15 protein-coding genes and 1 rRNA gene are annotated in these 16,684 nt (G+C 65.3%); 2 read left to right on the top strand and 14 right to left on the bottom strand.

The window, feature by feature from the left end; all coding sequences use genetic code 11:
* Positions 1-70 precede the first annotated feature (70 nt).
* Positions 71-184: ribosomal RNA gene (gene rrf, locus B9N72_RS17155) — 5S ribosomal RNA — on the top strand.
* 335 nt (positions 185-519) lie between these two features.
* On the top strand, positions 520-1,215 hold the full coding sequence (gene fhuF / locus B9N72_RS17150) for a siderophore-iron reductase FhuF (RefSeq protein WP_234986032.1): 696 nt from the start codon (positions 520-522) through the stop codon (positions 1,213-1,215).
* A gap of 157 nt (positions 1,216-1,372) precedes the next feature.
* Here fhuF and chrA read toward each other — a convergent pair whose 3' ends face one another.
* The 14 genes from chrA to B9N72_RS17080 all read right to left on the bottom strand — a co-directional run bounded on the left by chrA (position 1,373) and on the right by B9N72_RS17080 (position 16,489).
* Complete coding sequence (gene chrA / locus B9N72_RS17145) at positions 1,373-2,734, bottom strand: chromate efflux transporter (RefSeq protein ID WP_085277498.1); 1,362 nt, start codon at positions 2,732-2,734, stop codon at positions 1,373-1,375.
* A 558-nt stretch (positions 2,735-3,292) separates the two neighbouring features.
* Positions 3,293-4,270, bottom strand: coding sequence for a beta-propeller fold lactonase family protein (locus tag B9N72_RS17140; RefSeq protein ID WP_085277497.1), 978 nt, complete (start codon positions 4,268-4,270; stop codon positions 3,293-3,295).
* A 37-nt stretch (positions 4,271-4,307) separates the two neighbouring features.
* On the bottom strand, positions 4,308-4,682 hold the full coding sequence (locus B9N72_RS17135) for a COG4315 family predicted lipoprotein (protein WP_085277496.1): 375 nt from the start codon (positions 4,680-4,682) through the stop codon (positions 4,308-4,310).
* Positions 4,683-4,788: 106 nt separating this feature from the next.
* On the bottom strand, positions 4,789-5,712 hold the full coding sequence (locus B9N72_RS17130; protein WP_085277495.1) for an ABC transporter permease subunit: 924 nt from the start codon (positions 5,710-5,712) through the stop codon (positions 4,789-4,791).
* Positions 5,705-6,517, bottom strand: a complete 813-nt coding sequence (locus tag B9N72_RS17125) for a taurine ABC transporter ATP-binding protein (protein WP_085277494.1) — start codon at positions 6,515-6,517, stop codon at positions 5,705-5,707. Before B9N72_RS17125 ends, B9N72_RS17130 begins: the two co-directional genes overlap by 8 nt.
* A gap of 87 nt (positions 6,518-6,604) precedes the next feature.
* The gene (gene tauA / locus B9N72_RS17120) at positions 6,605-7,636 is read right to left on the bottom strand and encodes a taurine ABC transporter substrate-binding protein (protein WP_085277493.1); all 1,032 of its coding nucleotides are present in this window, start codon (positions 7,634-7,636) and stop codon (positions 6,605-6,607) included.
* Positions 7,637-7,862: 226 nt separating this feature from the next.
* Positions 7,863-9,299: an NAD(P)/FAD-dependent oxidoreductase gene (locus B9N72_RS17115; protein ID WP_085277492.1), complete on the bottom strand. Its 1,437-nt coding sequence runs from the start codon at positions 9,297-9,299 to the stop codon at positions 7,863-7,865.
* A 39-nt stretch (positions 9,300-9,338) separates the two neighbouring features.
* Positions 9,339-9,737 carry a nuclear transport factor 2 family protein gene (locus tag B9N72_RS17110; protein ID WP_085277491.1) on the bottom strand — a complete coding sequence of 133 codons (399 nt, stop codon included), beginning with the start codon at positions 9,735-9,737 and terminating at the stop codon, positions 9,339-9,341.
* A 279-nt stretch (positions 9,738-10,016) separates the two neighbouring features.
* On the bottom strand, positions 10,017-11,525 hold the full coding sequence (pdxR, locus tag B9N72_RS17105) for a MocR-like pyridoxine biosynthesis transcription factor PdxR (protein ID WP_085277490.1): 1,509 nt from the start codon (positions 11,523-11,525) through the stop codon (positions 10,017-10,019).
* A 189-nt stretch (positions 11,526-11,714) separates the two neighbouring features.
* Positions 11,715-12,356, bottom strand: a complete 642-nt coding sequence (gene thiE / locus B9N72_RS17100) for a thiamine phosphate synthase (RefSeq protein ID WP_085277489.1) — start codon at positions 12,354-12,356, stop codon at positions 11,715-11,717.
* A gap of 14 nt (positions 12,357-12,370) precedes the next feature.
* On the bottom strand, positions 12,371-13,168 hold the full coding sequence (locus B9N72_RS17095; protein ID WP_085277488.1) for a thiazole synthase: 798 nt from the start codon (positions 13,166-13,168) through the stop codon (positions 12,371-12,373).
* Between the two features lie 48 nt (positions 13,169-13,216).
* Complete coding sequence (gene thiS / locus B9N72_RS17090; protein WP_085277487.1) at positions 13,217-13,420, bottom strand: sulfur carrier protein ThiS; 204 nt, start codon at positions 13,418-13,420, stop codon at positions 13,217-13,219.
* A 90-nt stretch (positions 13,421-13,510) separates the two neighbouring features.
* Entirely contained in the window at positions 13,511-15,424 is a 1,914-nt protein-coding gene (thiC, locus tag B9N72_RS17085; protein ID WP_085277504.1) for a phosphomethylpyrimidine synthase ThiC, read from the bottom strand.
* Between the two features lie 27 nt (positions 15,425-15,451).
* Complete coding sequence (locus B9N72_RS17080; RefSeq protein WP_085277486.1) at positions 15,452-16,489, bottom strand: YeiH family protein; 1,038 nt, start codon at positions 16,487-16,489, stop codon at positions 15,452-15,454.
* Between the last annotated feature and the right edge of the window lie 195 nt (positions 16,490-16,684).

The raw sequence follows: 16,684 nt of genomic DNA, 5'->3' as shown, positions 1-16,684 counted from the left end.
GATCGATTACCCAATTCGAAATGGAAGCCAACCGGCTTCCAGGCTTCTTCTAGTTTGTTGACAGTTTATGTCTGGCGGCCTTAGCGAGGTGGTCCCACCCCTTCCCATCCCGAACAGGACCGTGAAACGCCTTAGCGCCGATGATAGTGCGGCCTTGCCGTGTGAAAGTAGGACACCGCCAGACTCCCCTCAAGAAAGCCCAGCTCACTACGAGCTGGGCTTTTTGCTTTGGGCCGGGTAAATCATGTAGGGGTGCCGCACCTATGAGGTGCACCCAAATGGTGCTGGATTGCTCTGCCGAACCAATACTGGAGGGGCACTGAGGGTAAGCTCGCTGTGCCCCAAACGGCCTGTGGTACGGTCATGATTCTGTTCCTGTCTTGTGGGCTGTGCTGAGGCTGTGTCCGGGGAGAGTGGATGAATAGCACAGAGAAACCGTTATCTCGCTGCTTTGCCGAGTTGGCGCCGCCTGCGTATGCGCCGTATTGCCGGCATCTGCACCTGGGGTTGCCTGAGGACGTGAGCGGGATCGCTGTTCGGGCATCAAGGTTGGCCGAACACCGTGATGTGTTGCTGAGCGCACTGCGCCGGCACCACGGAGGGGGGAGCGACCAGGCCTTGTTGTCGCAGTGGTGCGGGCGCTATCTGAACCTGTTGTTGCCCCCGGCCTTGGTCGCCGCGCGGGTGTTGCGTCGACCTCTCAGGATGGCGCTGGCCGATTGCACACTGCTGCTGCGTGATGGCTTGCCGCAGGCGCTGTGCTTACCGTGCGAGGCGTTGGGGGATGAGACCGATGCACCGGCGGAGCGTTATCGCTCCTTGTGCGTCGATCATCTGCTGCCATTCATCGACATGATGGCGGCCTCGGTCAGTCTGTCGCCGCGTGTGCTGTGGAGCACGGTAGGCAATAGTCTCGAATATGCCCTGTCGACCGGGTTTGCGAGCGAGGAGGCACGAGCCGACGCCGACTATCTGTTCGGGCAACGGTCGTTTTTCGATACCGGCTTGGCCAACCCGCTGTACCGCGTGGTGCACTACCATGCCTTTCCCCCTGCGCCCTTGTCTTCTCCCTTGCGGCTCCGCCGACTCTGCTGCCTGCGTGACCGTCTGCCGGGGGAACGTGTGCTGTGCTCGAGCTGTCCCAAGCTGCTGCAACTTGATGAAGGCGCACTGGTGGAACAGCTGTTGCTGAGGAAGACCGCCTTCGGGGGGTAGCGTGCTTCCGCCCTGGGGTGCGGTATTGCCTCAAGGGAAAATCGGAGGAGCTGTTGCCGCTTGGTGCGTGGCGGGCAGGCTTGGCCGAGCCAACTGCTAGGTCAAATCATTCGGCGGCGCCCATCCCGCGGCGCTGTTGGCGCGGGATGGGGGTTGGCTAGGACAATAGGGTCTTTACCAGCAGGCCGACCACCGCACAGGCAGCGATCACCTGGATGACATTGCGCTTGAAGCGGAACAGGGCGACGGTCGCCGCCAGGGCGATCAGGGCGGATGGCCAGTCGAAATGGCCGGAAATGCCCGTCGGCCACAGGACGTGGTAGCCGAAGAACAGCGCCAGGTTGAAGATGACGCCGACCACTGCGGCGGTGATGGCGGTCAGCGGAGCCGTGAACTTGATGTCGCCGTGCGTCGATTCGACCAGCGGGCCGCCGGCGAGAATGAACACGAACGACGGCAGGAAGGTGAACCAGGTCACCAAGGTGGCGGCGAAGGCACCGGCGAGGAACGGCAGCTCGGGCCCGGTTAGCGCCTTGAGGTAGGCTCCGACGAAACCGACGAAGGTCACCACCATGATCAACGGGCCGGGGGTGGTTTCGCCAAGCGCCAAGCCGTCGATCATCTGCGTTGCGGTGAGCCAGCCGTAATGGTCGACCGCGCCCTGGTAGACGTAGGGCAGCACGGCGTAGGCACCGCCGAAGGTCAGAAGCGCCGCCTTCGAGAAAAACCAGCCCATCTGGGTGAACACGCCCTGCCAACCGAACGTCATCGTGAGCAGTGCGAGCGGAACCAGCCACAGTGCCAAGCCGATCGCGCCGATGCGCGTCAACTGCGCCCAGCGGAAGCGGGCGTGCGCGGGTGTCGGGGTGTCGTCGTCGATCAACGCCGGACCGTAGCCGTCCTTGACCTTGCCGTGGCCCCCGCCGACCTTGAAGGTGGCCGGTGCCACGCGTCCACCGACATAGCCAAGCAGGGCTGCCCCCAGGACAATCAGCGGGAACGGCGCGTTGAGCGCGAAGATGGCGATGAACGACGCGGCGGCAATCGCCCACAGAACGTTGTTCTTGAGTGCGCGCGAGCCGATACGATGCGCCGCCTGGACCACGATGGCGGTGACGGCGGGCTTGATGCCATAGAACAGCCCGGCGACCAGCGGAACGTTGCCGAAGGCCACGTACAGCCAGGATAGCCCAATCAGCACGAACAGCGAGGGCAGCACGAACAGCGCGCCGGCGACGATGCCTCCCCAGCTGCGGTGCATCAGCCAGCCGATATAGGTTGCCAACTGTTGCGCCTCCGGGCCGGGCAGCACCATGCAGTAATTGAGGGCGTGCAGGAAACGTTTTTCGCTGATCCAGCGGCGGCGTTCGACCAGTTCGCTGTGCATGATCGCAATCTGGCCGGCCGGGCCGCCGAAGCTGATGAAGCCGAGTTTGAGCCAGAAGCGAAAAGCTTCCCAGAAGCCGACGGGCGGTGGCGCCAAGGCAGGGGATGGCGTCTCAGGTGGGCGGCGGGTCATTGCGTTCTTTCTGTAGGGCGGCCGAGGTGCCGGCGACATCCCCGCCCGCGGAGGCAACGCTCGGGGCCCCGGGTGGGGCATGGTGGCGGCGCGGTGTTTGGGGGATGGCGGCTATCGACACGGATGCTAACGCGCTTGGCTTGTTCTGGCCAGAAAGCATCGTGCCGCCTTCGCCTTACTGCCGGGGTGTTTCGCGGTGGGTGGTGGTGTTCTTCGGCCAACCTTTTCAAACCCGGGCAGGCTGACAGAGGGGGAACCGTGCGCCGACCTCGCTGGCGCGGTGATGTTCCGGGTCTGAGCGTGACAGCGGCAGGTCGGCTGTGACGAGCCGATGATGGCCGGGCGTCAGGAGGACGAGGGCGGCAGCATCAGCGACCGAAAGCGCGCTGGATCGGTGTGAATTCCTGCACAGATGCCGGAGCCGCCCACGGGGGAGTGCGGGCGGCTCCGGCGACGGTGTGGAACGGGGCGCTGCCTGCGGGTGCCGGCTTCGCTATCGCCCCACTCTGGTTGGGCGGAGACTGGCGGGGCGTGCACTCGCCATGCCCCGCTTGCCACTTAGCTGCCGGGGGTCAATGTACGGGTGACCCGTCGCGCAGTCAGATCGACTTCGGCAATGCTGACATCCTCGTTGAGCACCCAGGCCTTGCGGCTGTCGTGGCTGAACGAGATTGCCTGGCGCGGGCCGCGCAGCCCGCCGATTTCCCCGGCGACCTTGAAGTCCGGCAGGGAAACGATCGTCATGGAGTTGCCCTTGAGGTTGCCGCTATACAGAAAACGCCCGTCCGGCCTCAGCGCCGCACCGTAAGGGTCGCTGCCGACCTTGACGTTGCGCCGCACGTAGCGTCCCTCGACATCCACTTCGGCCAGCGTGTCGCTGCCGCTGTTGGCGGCATACAGCGTCTTGCCGTCGTGGGAGATGGCGATGGCGCGGATCTTGTTGAATCCGCCGATCTCGGCCAGGGTTTTGTAGCCGGTGGGGTCGACCACGCTGATCTTGTCGCCCAGGAAGTTGGTCACGAACAGCGCCTTGTCGTCCGCCGAGAGCTTGATGCCCTGCCGGGGTTGGGCAAAGCCCGTCATGATGGCGAGCGGTTGCAGCGTGGCGGGGTCGAAGGCGGTGACCGTGCTCGTGGCCTGGTTGTTGACGAACAGCCGCGAGCCGTCGCGGCTCAGCGTGGTGCCGAAGGCGCCGGGGCCGACGGCCATGGAGGCGGAGCGCGTCAGCGAGGCGCTGTCCCATTTTTCGATGGTGCCCTTGGTGCTGTCCGAGATGTAGAAGGACTGGCCATCCGGCGAGAACAGGATGTTCCGGGGCGAGATGAAGCCTTCCAGCGCCTGCCGCATTTTGCCGGAGCGCAGATCGTAGACGTAGACCTTGTCGCTGTCGCTCTTGGCGGCCAGGGCGAGGGTTTCGGCTGGGTTGACGGCCAGGGTGTTGTTGCGGATCTGGCCGTCGAAAGCCGGCGCGGCGTGCGCCAGCCCGGTCAGCAAAAGGGCGGCCAATACGGCGTAAGGTTTTTTTTCTTGGGGCATGAGAATCGTCTCTTCGCGGGTGGGGGACTGGGGCGGATTAGTCCCGGATCAGGTGCCAGACGTTCTTGACGTTGTCTCCCAGGGTGTCGCCTGCCGCCTGGTCTTTCGCGAAGTAATACAGGGGCTTGCCCTTGTACGCCCATTGCCTGGTGCCGTCATCGCGGGTGATGACGGACAGCTCGCCTGCCGCGCTGGCAGCATTATCCGCGTGCAGCGGAGGCCAGATGGCGGGGCATTCACCGTTGCAGGCGCTCTTGCCGCTACCGGCCACGTCCTTGTCGAAGGTGTAGAGCGTCATGCCGCGCGTGTCGGTCAGCACGCCCTGGGTCTTGGCGACCGGAGCATCGCCGGCCCAGGCCATGCCTGTGATCAGAAAAAACAGACTGCTTGCTGCCAGATTCCAACGTTTCATCGTATTCCCGTGGGGTTGAGGGTGGTTGGGGAAGGAGCATGGCCGCCTCCGGGAGGAGACGGCCACGCCTATTTGCGAGCTGCGCGCTACGGCGCCGGGCTAGCCGTCAGACCTTGCCTTTCCAGGGCACCAGCACGCGCTCCAGGTAGCGCATCAGCAGGTCGAAGGTGAAGGCGAACAGACCGATCACGATCACGCCCATGATCACCACGTCGCTGGCGAGAAACTCGGCGGCGTTGAGCACCATGAAGCCGAGGCCACGGGTCGAGGCCACCATTTCGCCGGCGACCAGCGTGGTCCAGCCCACCCCGATGCCGATGCGCATGCCGGTGAAGATTTCCGGCAGTGCCGACTTGAGGATGACGTGGCGGATTACCTGCATGCGCGAGGCGCCCATCGAGTAGGCGGCGTGGATCTGCTCGATCGACACCGAACGCACACCCGAACGCGCCGAGATGGCCATCGGGGCGAAGATGGCGAGGAAGATCAGGTAGACCTTGGAGAACTCGCCGATGCCGAACCAGATGATGACCATCGGCAGGTAGGCGAGCGGCGGCAGCGGACGGTAGAACTCGATCGGCGGATCGAACACACCGCGTGCCACGCGGCTCACCCCCATCAGCACGCCGATCGGGATGGCGGTAACGCAGGCCAGGGCAAAGGCACCGAACACGCGGTACAGGCTGGTCTGGGTATGCTCGAGCAAGGTGGCGTTGGCGAAGCCCTCGGTCGACACCAGAATGAACTTGTCGTACACCGCTTGCGGCGACGGCAGGAACAGCGGGGACACCCAGCCGGTGGCGGTCACCAGCACCCACAGCGAGAACAGCAGGGCGACGGTGACGAAGCTGATGAGACCGCTGCTGCCCTGGCCGGGGGCGCCGAATTGCTCGCCGGGGCGCACCGATTTCTTGCTGAACAGTTTCGATAACATGCTTGGACCGTCGTGGTGCTTGGCTGGATGGCTGCTCAGCGAGATCGAACCGCGCTGACGGCCGAGAGAGACTTTCGGGTCGTGTTTCTTAGACATGGGACACCTCTTTCGCTTCGGCGGCGCGCTCGTCGCCATAAATGATGCCAAGCACGGTTTCACGCATCTTGATGAAGTCGGGGCTGGACTTGATCGTCCTGGCGTCGCGGCACTCCAGGAAGCGACGGTTGAAGTCGAGCTCGTAGGTGTGGGTGATGCGGCCCGGGCGCGGCGACATGACGATCAGCCGGCTGGCGAGGAACAGGGCTTCTTCGACGCTGTGCGTGATGAAGAAGAACATCTTCTGCGTTTCCTGCCAGACATCGAGCAGCAACTCCTGGATGGTTTCGCGGGTGAGGGCGTCCAGTGCCGCCATCGGCTCGTCCATCAGCAGCATGGCCGGGTTGCAGGTGAGCGCCCGGGCGATGCCCACGCGCTGCTGCATGCCGCCGGAGAGCTGGTAGATCATGTGGCTGTGGAAGTCCTGCAGGCCCACCAGTGCCAGGTTCTTGGCGGCCAGCGCACGCCGTTTTTCCTTGCTCACGCCTTGCAGCTTGAGGCCGAATTCGGTGTTTTCCATCACGTTGAGCCAAGGCAGCAGGGCGTGTTTCTGAAACACGACGCCGCGGTCAGAACCCGGGCCCATGACCTTGTTGCCGCCGAGCGTGATGCTCCCTTCGGAGGGGGAGATGAAGCCCGCCATCAGGCTCAGCAAGGTGGTCTTGCCGCAACCGGACGCACCCAGTGCCACCACGAAGTCGCCGCTCTTGATGGAGAGGTTGATGTTGTCGAGCGCATGGACCTGCTCGCCCGGGCGCCGACCCGGGTAGCGCACGCTGACATTGCTGACGTTAAGCTCTTGCATGAGAGTTCTCCTCAGATCTGGTTCGGTGCTTTGGGATGCTGCCCGGGCCGGTACGGTGCCTCGGCCCGGGCGTCCCGTGCCGTGCGCTTATTGTTTTTGCTTGAGTGCGGCTTCGGCGTACTTCGAGGTGACGAAGGCGCTGTAGTCCGGGGCCAGCGCGTCGATGCGCTTCTGCTCCTTGAGGAATTCAGCCGTCGCCTTGAGTGCCTTTACGGCACCGCCGGTCTTGCCGCCACCAAGCCAGGCGGGGGAGATCTGTTGTTGGAGGGTCGGATAGGCGTAGAGCTTGATCGCGTCGGCCGCGTCTTTGGAGGTGCCGCCCAGCATCTTGGCCATGGTCTTGGCCTGGGCGGAGTCGGTGCCCCAGGCTTGCGGGTTGGCACGGAAAGCGGCGTCGGCGTTGGCGATGGCCTTGGTGAAGCTCGCCATGAAGGCCGGGTTGGCGTCGGCCCAGGCGCGGCTCACCGCGATGCCGTCGAAGGTGGCCTTGCCTTTCTTGGACAGCTCACCGGAGGTGATCAGCACCTTGCCGCTCTGCTTGATGCGCGCCAGTGCCGGGTCCCAGACGTAGGCCGCGTCGATGTCGCCGCGCTCCCACGCCGCGGCGATCTGGTTGGGCTGCATGTTGAGGATTTCCAGTTCGCTCGGTTTGATGCCCCAGAGGTTGAGCGCGAACATGGTGTGGAAGTGGGTGGTGGAGACAAAAGGAACGCCGAGTTTCTTGCCCTTGAGGTCGGCCGGCTTGGTGATGCCGGAACCGTTGCGCACTACCATGGCTTCGGCTTCGTTGATGTCGTCGAGAATCCAGAACAACTGCAGCGGCAGGCCGCGGCTTACGGCGGCGGCGAGCGGGCTGGACCCGATCACGCCGATCTGTACGTCACCCGACGCCATGGCGGTTCCGACCTTGGCGCCCGATTCGAACTGGCGCCAGTTGATCTTGTAACCGGTGGCTTTTTCGGCCGAGCCATCGGCGATCACGGTCAGCAACGGACCGGCGATCTGCTGATAGGCGATGGTGACTTCCTTCTGTTCGGCGTGTGCCATGCCGCCGGCGCCGAGCGCGAGCAGGGTTGCCGACAACGTGAGAACCTTCTTGAAACTGCGTGCTCCGTACATGTCTTTCTCCATCGTAATAAGAAATTATTATATTTACCGGCATTTATATGCCATATGGATTGCAGCAGGGCGATTCAGTAAGGCCGATCTGACAGTGTTTGTCGGGCATCGAATCAGCTCGATGCCGCCATGGGGCGTACTCCTTTCTTTACTGGGCGCCACGTCTCGCCTGAGACGTGGCGGCGGTCAGGCGCCCGGCAGGGGCCGGGCGATCGGCGAATGGCGCCTAGATGACTTCGTCCTTGAGGTGATACCAGCGGTACAGCCACCATTGGCCGAAGCGGCGGAAGGGGGCGAACAGTTCCGATTCCACCACTTCGCGCACGTTCGGGAACGGCAGCTTGGAGCGGAAGATCGGCAGCTCCGGGGTGCTCTTGCCGGCGATGCTGGCGGCCAGGCGGCGGCCGGCCTGCGCCGAGTACATGACACCGTTGCCGCCGTAGCCGAGGGCGTAGTAGATCGTCTGCTTCGGGTCCGGCTGGTAGATGCGTGGCATCATGTCGTGGCTGACGTCGACCCAGCCCCACCAGGAGTAGTCGATCTGGATGCCTTCCAGCGCGGGAAACTTGCGGTGCAGGTCACGGATCAGGAACTGCTTGTACTTGTCCTCGGGCGCATCGTTGCCGGTGATGGCGCTGCGGCTGCCGATCTGTACCCGGCCATCCGGCATCAGGCGGTAGTAGTGGCGCAGGATGCGGGTGTCGGTGATGACCTGCGTGGTGCGGAAGTTGCAGGCATCGATCTCGGCTTGCGTCAGCGGACGGGTGACGATCGAGTTGGACAGGATCGGCAGCAGGCGGTTTTTCAGCTGCGGATGCAGCCCCTGCGAGGTGTAGCCGCCGGTGGCGATGCCGACGGCGCGGGCCCGTACGATGCCGCCCGGCGTCTTGAGGTAATGCACGCCGTTGCGGGTCTCCCAGCCCATGACCGGGCTCGAGGGGTGCACCTTGGCGCCGAGCGCGCGCGCCTTCTTCAGGTAGCCGAAGGCGAGCTTGCCGGCGTGGATGCCGATCCCTTCCGGCTCGTGCATGGCGCCGGCGGCTTCCTTGTCGTCGACGTATTCACGCTTGACGGTGTCGGCGTCGAGGATGCGGGCGTCGTAGTTGAACACCTCGCGCAGGATCTTGGCTTCCTTCTCCAGCGCCGGCATGGCCTTGGGCCGGTGGGCGATGTAGAGGTGGCCGCCCGGCTGCGGGTCGCAGTCGATGTCCTTGATCAGGTCCTTGAAGGTTTCCATGCCGGCGCAGACTTCCTCGTGCATGCGCAGCGCGGTGTCGAGGCCGTAGCGGGCGATCCATTGCGAGCGCTTGAGACGGCCCGAGGCGCATTGGGCCTGGCCGCCGTTGCGGGTGCTGCAGCCCCAGCTGACGCGGTTGGCCTCGAGCACGGTGGCCTTGATGCCGTATTCCTGGGCGAGGAAGATCGCGGTGGTGAGGCCGGTGAAGCCGGAGCCGATGATGGCGACGTCGACGTCGATGTCGTGGGTGATCGGGCCGTCATCGGGCGGCGGGTCGCCGGCGGTACCGATCCAGTAGGTCGGGGCGTAATCGCGGCCCTGGCCCGGGGTGCTGGCGACCAGCGGGTCGTAGGCCGGGTCGTAGGCGGTGGAAGGGCCGGTGGCGCGGCCCGTGTTCACCGCGCGCTTTTGGGTAAGGGTATCCATGCTCGGACTCCTCGATGTTGACGCGATGTGAGTCCGGGCTCAGTTGCCGGCGTGGGCGACCGGCGGGCGGTCTTTGCGGTAGGCGTTTTTCACCGCAATCTTGCCGTCACGGAAGGTGAAGACGTCGACCATGCGTGCCTCGATGCGGGTGCCGTCGGCCTTGGTGCCGCTGAAGGTGGATTCGCTGACGCCGCGATCGCCGTGAACGAAGTGATCGCCGTCGAGCCAGGCGGCGTCGGGGAAGGTTTGCCAGGCGAGCTGGAAGCCTTCGCGCACCGCTTCGCGACCGTGGAACGTCCGGCCGAGCAGGTCGGGGCCGGCCACGGCGTGGAATTCGCAATCGTCGGCCATGAAGCTCATCAGGGCGTCGATATCGTGGCGGTTCCAGGCGTCGCTGAAGGCCCGCAGAAATTCGGCGGTCACTGGGGTATTGGACATCGTGTTCTCCTAAGCAGTTCTGATGTTGTGGGTGGTCCGTGTCGCTGTGGCGGCGAGCGCCGCGCAGGTGGACCACTGCATTTGACGACTTCAGATTAGTGAGCTGGAGGGCGATGCAGTAGGGCCAGTTCGGTTAAATCGTTTGGGCCAGTTTGGGCCAGACGGCGCCGCGTGGTTGGCGTGTCGGCAGGCGGTGCCGGGAGGTAAACAGGGCATGCCAGCACCCCGGTGGCGACGGGGGCGCAACCGGGGCGGCGGCAAGGGGGCGTGGCGCCCGGATCAGTGCGGGCGGGTCGGTTTCAGGCGGCGCAGGACCTCGGCCAGGGTGCGGACACCGGGTTCGATCTTCTCGATCGGGATCGACGAGAAGCCCAGGCGGAAGCAGTTGCGCGGCATGGCGGTCTTCATGAAGAAGACGTTGCCGGGCTCGATCAGCACGCCGTTTTCTTCGGCGCGTTGGGCCAGTTCCTCGGCGTCGAGCCAGTCCGGCCCGACGATCCAGCACGAGGCGCCGCCCGAGATCGGCACCGGGTGGACTTCGGGCAGGTGGCGCGCCAGCGCGTCGGTGAGCACCTGGGCCCGTTCCCGGTACGCCGCGGACAGCCGGCGGTGGTGCGAATCGTAATGCCCGAGCGAGAGGAACAGGGCGAAGGCGCGTTGGATGTAGGCCGAGGGGTGGCGCAGCATCAGCCGGCGGATGCCGCGCAATTCGGCGATCAGCTCGGCGGGGCCGACGATGTAGCCGATGCGCAGGCCCGGCGCGAGGTTCTTGGACAGGCTGCCGACGTAGATGACGCGATTGTTGCGGTCGAGGCTTTTCAGCGTCGGCGTGAGGTCGCCCTGGAAGCGGCTCTCGCTTTCGTAGTCGTCCTCGATCAGCACGAAGTCGGCTTCTTCGGCCATCTGCAGCAAGGCCTGGCGCCGCGCCAGCGGCATGGTCACCGTGGTCGGGCACTGGTGGCCGGGGGTGACGTAGACGTAGTCGCAGTTGTGCAACGCGCCGCTCACCATGAGGCCTGCTTCGTCGATCGGCAGCGGCTGCAGGTGGCCGGTGCGGCTGCCGAAGATGTTGCGCGCGTCCGGATAGCCCGGGTCCTCCACGCCGACCGGGGTGTCGGGGCTGACCAGCAGATCGGCAAGCAGATAGAGCGCCTGTTGCGCGCCGACGGTGATGACGATCTCGTCGGCCGACGCCCACACCCCGCGCCGCGGCAGCACCCGGGTGCGGATCTGCTGTACCAGCAAATCGTCGTCGCGCAGGATCATGTCTTGCGCCCACTCGTGGATGTCGAGCACGCTGAGCGCCTTCAGGCTGCACTCGCGCCAGTCGGCGGTGGGAAACAGGATGGGGTCGTACTGGCCGTAGATGAACGGGTAGGGGTAGTCCTGCCAGTTGGCGCGCTTGACGATGTTGCGCTGTCGGGTAGGGCGGAACACGAAGCGCCGCTCCCAGTCCGGGCCGTCGGCCGGGGGGCGGTCGTGCGGGGTGGTCTGGGCGGGGAGGCGTCCGGCGAGGATGTCGGCGTTGACGAAATAGCCGCTGCGCTCGCGCGACACCAGGTAGCCTTCGTCGACCAGCTGCTGATAGGCCAGCACCACGGTATTGCGCGCCACGCCGAGCTGGGCCGACAGCTCGCGGCCGGACGGCAGGGGGATGCCGACCGGCAACTGGCCGTCGAGGATGGCCGAGACCAGCATCTGGCGAATATTGCCTTGCAGGCTCATGCCGCTCTTCGCGTGTTGCTGGAAAAGCTGGTTCCACATGGTGCCGGTCAACTTGGTGCTCATCGTTCCTTCTCTGTGACGGTGCCGTTTCAACATATCACCCTGCTTGTAGACTAAGTGATTGTCTGCTGTTTGGCGATGGCCGCCCCATGGGATGGGGAGGGCTTCCGTTGGCGATGGGGCCGTGCCGCTGCCCGTGGCGCCACCGTCGCGGGTCGGGTAGGGGCATGAGGCGGCTCCCGGCTCGGCCCGTCAGCGCGAGGCGAGGATGGCGCGGGCCGCTGCGTCCGGCGCCGGGGCATCGAACAGTCCGCCGATGACGGCCAGCATGTCGACCCCGGTTTGCCAGGCGAGCGCGGCGTTGGCCGGGGTGATGCCGCCGATCGCCACGCACGGCACCTCCAGCGGCGGCAGCGCGGCAAACAGCGAGAGCGGGGCAGAGATCGCCTCCGGCTTGCTGCGCGAGGGGAACAGCGCACCGAAGGCGACGTAGCTGGCGCCGTTGCCGACCGCTTGCACCGCCAGCGCCGGTTGGTCGTGGCAGGTAGCGCCGATAATGGCGTTCGGGCCGAGGCGCTGGCGTGCGGTACAGATGCTGGTGTCGCTCTGCCCGAGGTGGACGCCGTCGGCGCCGATTTCTTCGGCCAGCCCCACGTCGTCGTTGACGAGGAACCAGGCGCCGTGCCGGCGGCACAGCGCCTGGATGGCCGTGGCCTGCTCCCGGCGCAACGCCGCATCGTGCGATTTGTTGCGGTACTGCACCAGGCTGGCGCCGCCCGCCAGCACGGCGGCGACGCGCGGCAGCAGCCAGGCGCTGTCGCTGGTGTCGGGGGTGACGGCGTAGAGTCCGTCGAGCCAGACCGGGCGGGTGGGCCGTTGCGTTGCGTTATTCACCGTGGCGTGCCCCCTCATCCGCCGCGCGCCGGGGCGATCATGCCGCTGGTGGGCGAGCTGGATTCGGCGCTGTAGAGCTTGCGCGGCATGCGCCCGGCCAGGTATGCCTCGCGCCCGGCCAGTACGGCGTGTTTCATTGCGCTCGCCATCAGCACCGGCTGGCGGGCGTGGGCAATCGCCGAATTCATCAGCACCGCGTCGCAGCCCAGCTCCATGGCGATTGCAGCATCCGAGGCGGTGCCGACCCCGGCATCGACCAGCACCGGCACCTTGGCGTTGTCGATGATCAGACGCAGGTTCCACGGGTTGAGGATGCCCATGCCGGAGCCGATGATCGAGGCCAGCGGCATCACCGCGACGCAGCCGATCTCCTCCAGACGCTTGGCCTGGATCGGATCGTCCGAGCAGTAGACCATGACGTCGAAGCCTTCCTTCACCAGCGTTTCCGCTGCCTTGAGCGTTTCCGGCATGTTCGGGTAGAGATTGCTCGGGTCGCCCAGCACCTCGAGCTTGACAAGGGGATGGCCGTCGAGCAGCTCGCGCGCCAGGCGCAGCGTGCGCACCGCATCCTCGGCGGTGTAGCAGCCGGCGGTGTTGGGCAGCAGGGTGTAGCGCGACGGCGGCAGTACGTCGAGCAGGCTCTGCTCGCCGGGATGCTGGCCGATGTTGGTGCGGCGGATCGCCACGGTGACGATCTCGGCGCCGGCGGCGTCCACCGCCTCGCGGGTTTCGGCGAAGTCCTTGTACTTGCCGGTGCCGACCAGGAGGCGCGAGGAATAGGTTTTGCCGGCGATGATGAGCGGGTCGTTCATGTCGAGTTCCTTCGGTAACGGGCGGACGTCAGGCAGTGCGTGGCGGGATCAGCCGCCCCCCACCGCGATGATGATTTCGAAACGGTCGCCCTCGGCGAGGCGGGTGTCGTCGTAGCGGCTGCGCGGCAGGATGTCGCCGTTGTGCTCGATGGCGACGCGCCGCCCCTGCAGCTCGAGCCGTTCGAGCAGCTGGCGCACCGTGAGCGAGGTGGCGAGCTCGGTGGGCTCGCCGTTGACCAGAACGGTAGTCATGTCGGGTATCTCCAGGTGAGGTGGGGGAGTGGACGCGGGGCGTGCCAGGTGGCGAAGCTGGGCTTCGGCCAGGCTTGGCGGCCCCCGCGCTCACACCTTGTCGTACAGCTTGGCACCGCCCTTGACGAACTCGATCGACTTCACCTCCATGCCCTTGGCCAGCGCTTCCTCTTCGGCCAACCCCTGCTGCGCGGCGAAGTCGCGCACGTCCTGGGTGATCTTCATCGAGCAGAAATGCGGGCCGCACATCGAGCAGAAGTGCGCCACCTTGGCGGAATCCTTCGGCAGCGTCTCGTCGTGGAACGAGCGCGCGCGGTCCGGATCGAGCCCGAGGTTGAACTGGTCTTCCCAGCGGAACTCGAAGCGTGCCTTGGACAGCGCGTTGTCGCGGATCTGCGCACCGGGGTGGCCCTTGGCGAGGTCGGCGGCGTGCGCGGCCAGCTTGTAGGTGATGATGCCTTCCTTGACGTCGTCCTTGTTCGGCAGACCGAGGTGCTCCTTCGGCGTGACGTAGCACAGCATCGCGGTGCCGTACCAGCCGATCTGCGCGGCGCCGATGGCCGAGGTGATGTGGTCGTAGCCGGGGGCGATGTCTGTGGTGAGGGGGCCCAGGGTGTAGAACGGCGCCTCGTGGCACCACTCCAGTTCCTTGTCCATGTTCTCCTTGATCAGCTGCATCGGCACGTGGCCCGGGCCTTCGATCATCACCTGCACGTCGTGCTGCCAGGCGATCTGGGTCAGTTCGCCCAGCGTCTTCAGTTCACCCAGTTGCGCCGCGTCGTTGGCGTCCCACACGGTGCCCGGACGCAGGCCGTCGCCGAGGGTGAAGGCCACGTCGTAGGCCTTCATGATTTCGCAGATTTCCTCGAAGTGGGTGTAGAGGAAGTTTTCCTTGTGATGCGCCAGGCACCACTTGGCCATGATCGAGCCACCGCGGCTGACGATGCCGGTCATGCGGTTGGCGGTCATCGGCACGTAGCGCAGCAGTACGCCGGCGTGGATGGTGAAGTAGTCCACCCCCTGTTCGGCCTGCTCGATCAGCGTGTCCTTGAAGATTTCCCAGGTCAGGTCCTCGGCCTTGCCGTTGACCTTCTCCAGCGCCTGGTAGATCGGCACGGTGCCGATCGGCACCGGGCTGTTGCGCAGGATCCACTCGCGCGTCTCATGGATGTTCTTGCCGGTGGACAGGTCCATGATGGTGTCGGCGCCCCAGCGGATGCCCCAGGTCATCTTGTCGACTTCTTCCGAGATGGACGAGGTGACGGCGGAGTTGCCGATGTTGCCGTTGATCTTCACCAGGAAGTTACGGCCGATGATCATCGGCTCGGATTCCGGGTGGTTGATGTTGTTCGGGATGATGGCACGGCCGGAAGCGACTTCCTGGCGCACGAATTCCGGGGTGATCTCCTCGACGGTGAGCGCACCGAAGTTCTGGCCCGGGTGCTGGCGCGTCATCAGCTCCAACAGGCGCGCGTTGTTCTTGCCGCCGGCGCCCTTCAGGCTCTCGACATAGGCGGCGCGGTTCTGGTTCTCGCGGATGGCGATGTATTCCATCTCCGGCGTGATGATGCCCTTGTTGGCGTAGTGCATCTGGGTCACGTTACAGCCCGGCTTCGCCTTGCGCGGCTGGCGCGTCAGGTTGAAGCGCAGCTCGTCGAGCTTGGCGTCGGCCTCGCGCGCGCGGCCGTATTCGGACGACAGGCCGGCGAGCTGCTCGGTGTCGCCGCGCTCCTCGATCCAGGCGGCGCGCAGCGCGGCCAGGCCATTGCGCACGTCGATCTTCACGGCCGGGTCGGTGTAGGGGCCGGAACAGTCGTAGACGTAGATCGGCGGGTTCTGTTCGCCGCCGAACTGGGTGGGGGTGTCGGCCTGGCTGATCTCGCGCATCGGCACGCGGATGTCGGGACGGGAGCCTTCGACGTAGATCTTGCGGGAATTGGGCAGCGGCTGGATGGCGGCTTGGTCCACCACCATTTCGGTGTTCAGATTGGTTGGCGCGTTCATGGTCATCCTCGTTTATTCATCTAGTCATCAGGCGGCGAAGACACGGCTCAGGTACACCACCAGCAGCATGTAGCCGGCAATGAAGATGGCCTCGCTGCTCATCAGTACGATCGGCTTCCAGCCCAGTTCCGCCAGCTTTTCCAGTGAGGTCTTGACGCCGAGGGCGGCAATCGAGGTCACCAGGCACCAGCGCGACAGCGTCGAACTCGCCTCCACCAGCTGGTGCGGCAGCCAGCCCATGCTGTTGAGTCCAGCCAGTCCGGCAAACACCACCAGGAACAGCGGCAGGATCGGGGTCTTGCTGCCGGCCGTGGCGGTTTTCTTGCGCTCGGCGTGGAAGGTCAGCGCCAGGATCACCACCACCGGCATCAGCATGGCGACACGGAACATCTTGGCCAGCGTGGCGGCATCGCCCACTTCCGGCGAAATGATCAGGCCGGCACCGACCACCTGGGCAACGTCATGGATCGAACCGCCGAGGAACAGTCCGGCTTCCGCCGTGGTGAGGCCGACGTTCTTGACGATCAGCGGGTAGAGCACCATCGCCACGGTGGAGAAGATCGCGATGCCGATCGCGGTGAGCAGCGTATAACGCTCGTTTTCCCGCGTGGCCGGCAGGGTGGAGGAGATCGCCAGCGTGGCCGAGATGCCGCAGATGCCGGTGCCACCGCCGGAGAGCAGCCCCAGCATCGAGGGTAGGCCGAGCAGCCGCGCCATCAGGATGCCAAAGCCGATGGTCAGGCCGACCGCGCCGATCAGCGCGCCCACCCCGACCAGGCCGAGGTCGCTGACGTCGCTGGCGACGATGCGCGCGCCGAGCAGGGCCACGCCGAAGCGCACCAGCTTCTTGGCCGACAGCTCAATGCCGGGCTGGCATTTCTCGGAATCCGCCAGGAAGTGGAAGGCGATGCCGATCAGCAAGGCGTAGAGGAATTGCGGGCCGCCGTAGTGCTCGGACACGAAGGTGGCGGCGACGGCGATGACGCCGCAGAGCATGACGCCGGGAAGGAGGGTCCGGGTCTGGGCGAACATCACAGGCTGGGCGAGACTGCTGGGGGGAATCATCGTGTGGGTCTCCGGTGATTGACTTCGGTTTAGCGCGCTGTATCCGAGCCCGTAGCCAAGCGGCTGGGAGGGGACGGCCCGGCGGGGGCAGGGCTGACACGCTCGGACTGGCTGGAGTGGTTAGCGCGCAAATAACAAAAAACGGTACAAAAAATTCCGTATATTGTTTTTTGAAAAACTATAAGTCGCTCAACC

It is taken from the genome of Pseudogulbenkiania subflava DSM 22618 (assembly GCF_900177275.1).
Lineage (GTDB): Bacteria > Pseudomonadota > Gammaproteobacteria > Burkholderiales > Chromobacteriaceae > Pseudogulbenkiania > Pseudogulbenkiania subflava.
This window is presented reverse-complemented; position numbering and strand designations above follow the sequence as displayed.

Bases quoted from the DNA above. Each gene is read 5' to 3' on its own strand.
- chrA (WP_085277498.1), bottom strand. From the start codon at position 2,734: ATGACCCGCCGCCCACCTGAGACGCCATCCCCTGCCTTGGCGCCACCG.
- B9N72_RS17080 (WP_085277486.1), bottom strand. From the start codon at position 16,489: ATGATTCCCCCCAGCAGTCTCGCCCAGCCTGTGATGTTCGCCCAGACC.
- B9N72_RS17115 (WP_085277492.1), bottom strand. From the start codon at position 9,299: ATGGATACCCTTACCCAAAAGCGCGCGGTGAACACGGGCCGCGCCACC.
- thiC (WP_085277504.1), bottom strand. From the start codon at position 15,424: ATGAACGCGCCAACCAATCTGAACACCGAAATGGTGGTGGACCAAGCC.
- pdxR (WP_085277490.1), bottom strand. From the start codon at position 11,525: ATGAGCACCAAGTTGACCGGCACCATGTGGAACCAGCTTTTCCAGCAA.
- tauA (WP_085277493.1), bottom strand. From the start codon at position 7,636: ATGTACGGAGCACGCAGTTTCAAGAAGGTTCTCACGTTGTCGGCAACC.
- B9N72_RS17095 (WP_085277488.1), bottom strand. From the start codon at position 13,168: ATGAACGACCCGCTCATCATCGCCGGCAAAACCTATTCCTCGCGCCTC.
- B9N72_RS17135 (WP_085277496.1), bottom strand. From the start codon at position 4,682: ATGAAACGTTGGAATCTGGCAGCAAGCAGTCTGTTTTTTCTGATCACA.
- B9N72_RS17130 (WP_085277495.1), bottom strand. From the start codon at position 5,712: ATGTCTAAGAAACACGACCCGAAAGTCTCTCTCGGCCGTCAGCGCGGT.
- B9N72_RS17140 (WP_085277497.1), bottom strand. From the start codon at position 4,270: ATGCCCCAAGAAAAAAAACCTTACGCCGTATTGGCCGCCCTTTTGCTG.
- thiS (WP_085277487.1), bottom strand. From the start codon at position 13,420: ATGACTACCGTTCTGGTCAACGGCGAGCCCACCGAGCTCGCCACCTCG.
- B9N72_RS17110 (WP_085277491.1), bottom strand. From the start codon at position 9,737: ATGTCCAATACCCCAGTGACCGCCGAATTTCTGCGGGCCTTCAGCGAC.
- B9N72_RS17125 (WP_085277494.1), bottom strand. From the start codon at position 6,517: ATGCAAGAGCTTAACGTCAGCAATGTCAGCGTGCGCTACCCGGGTCGG.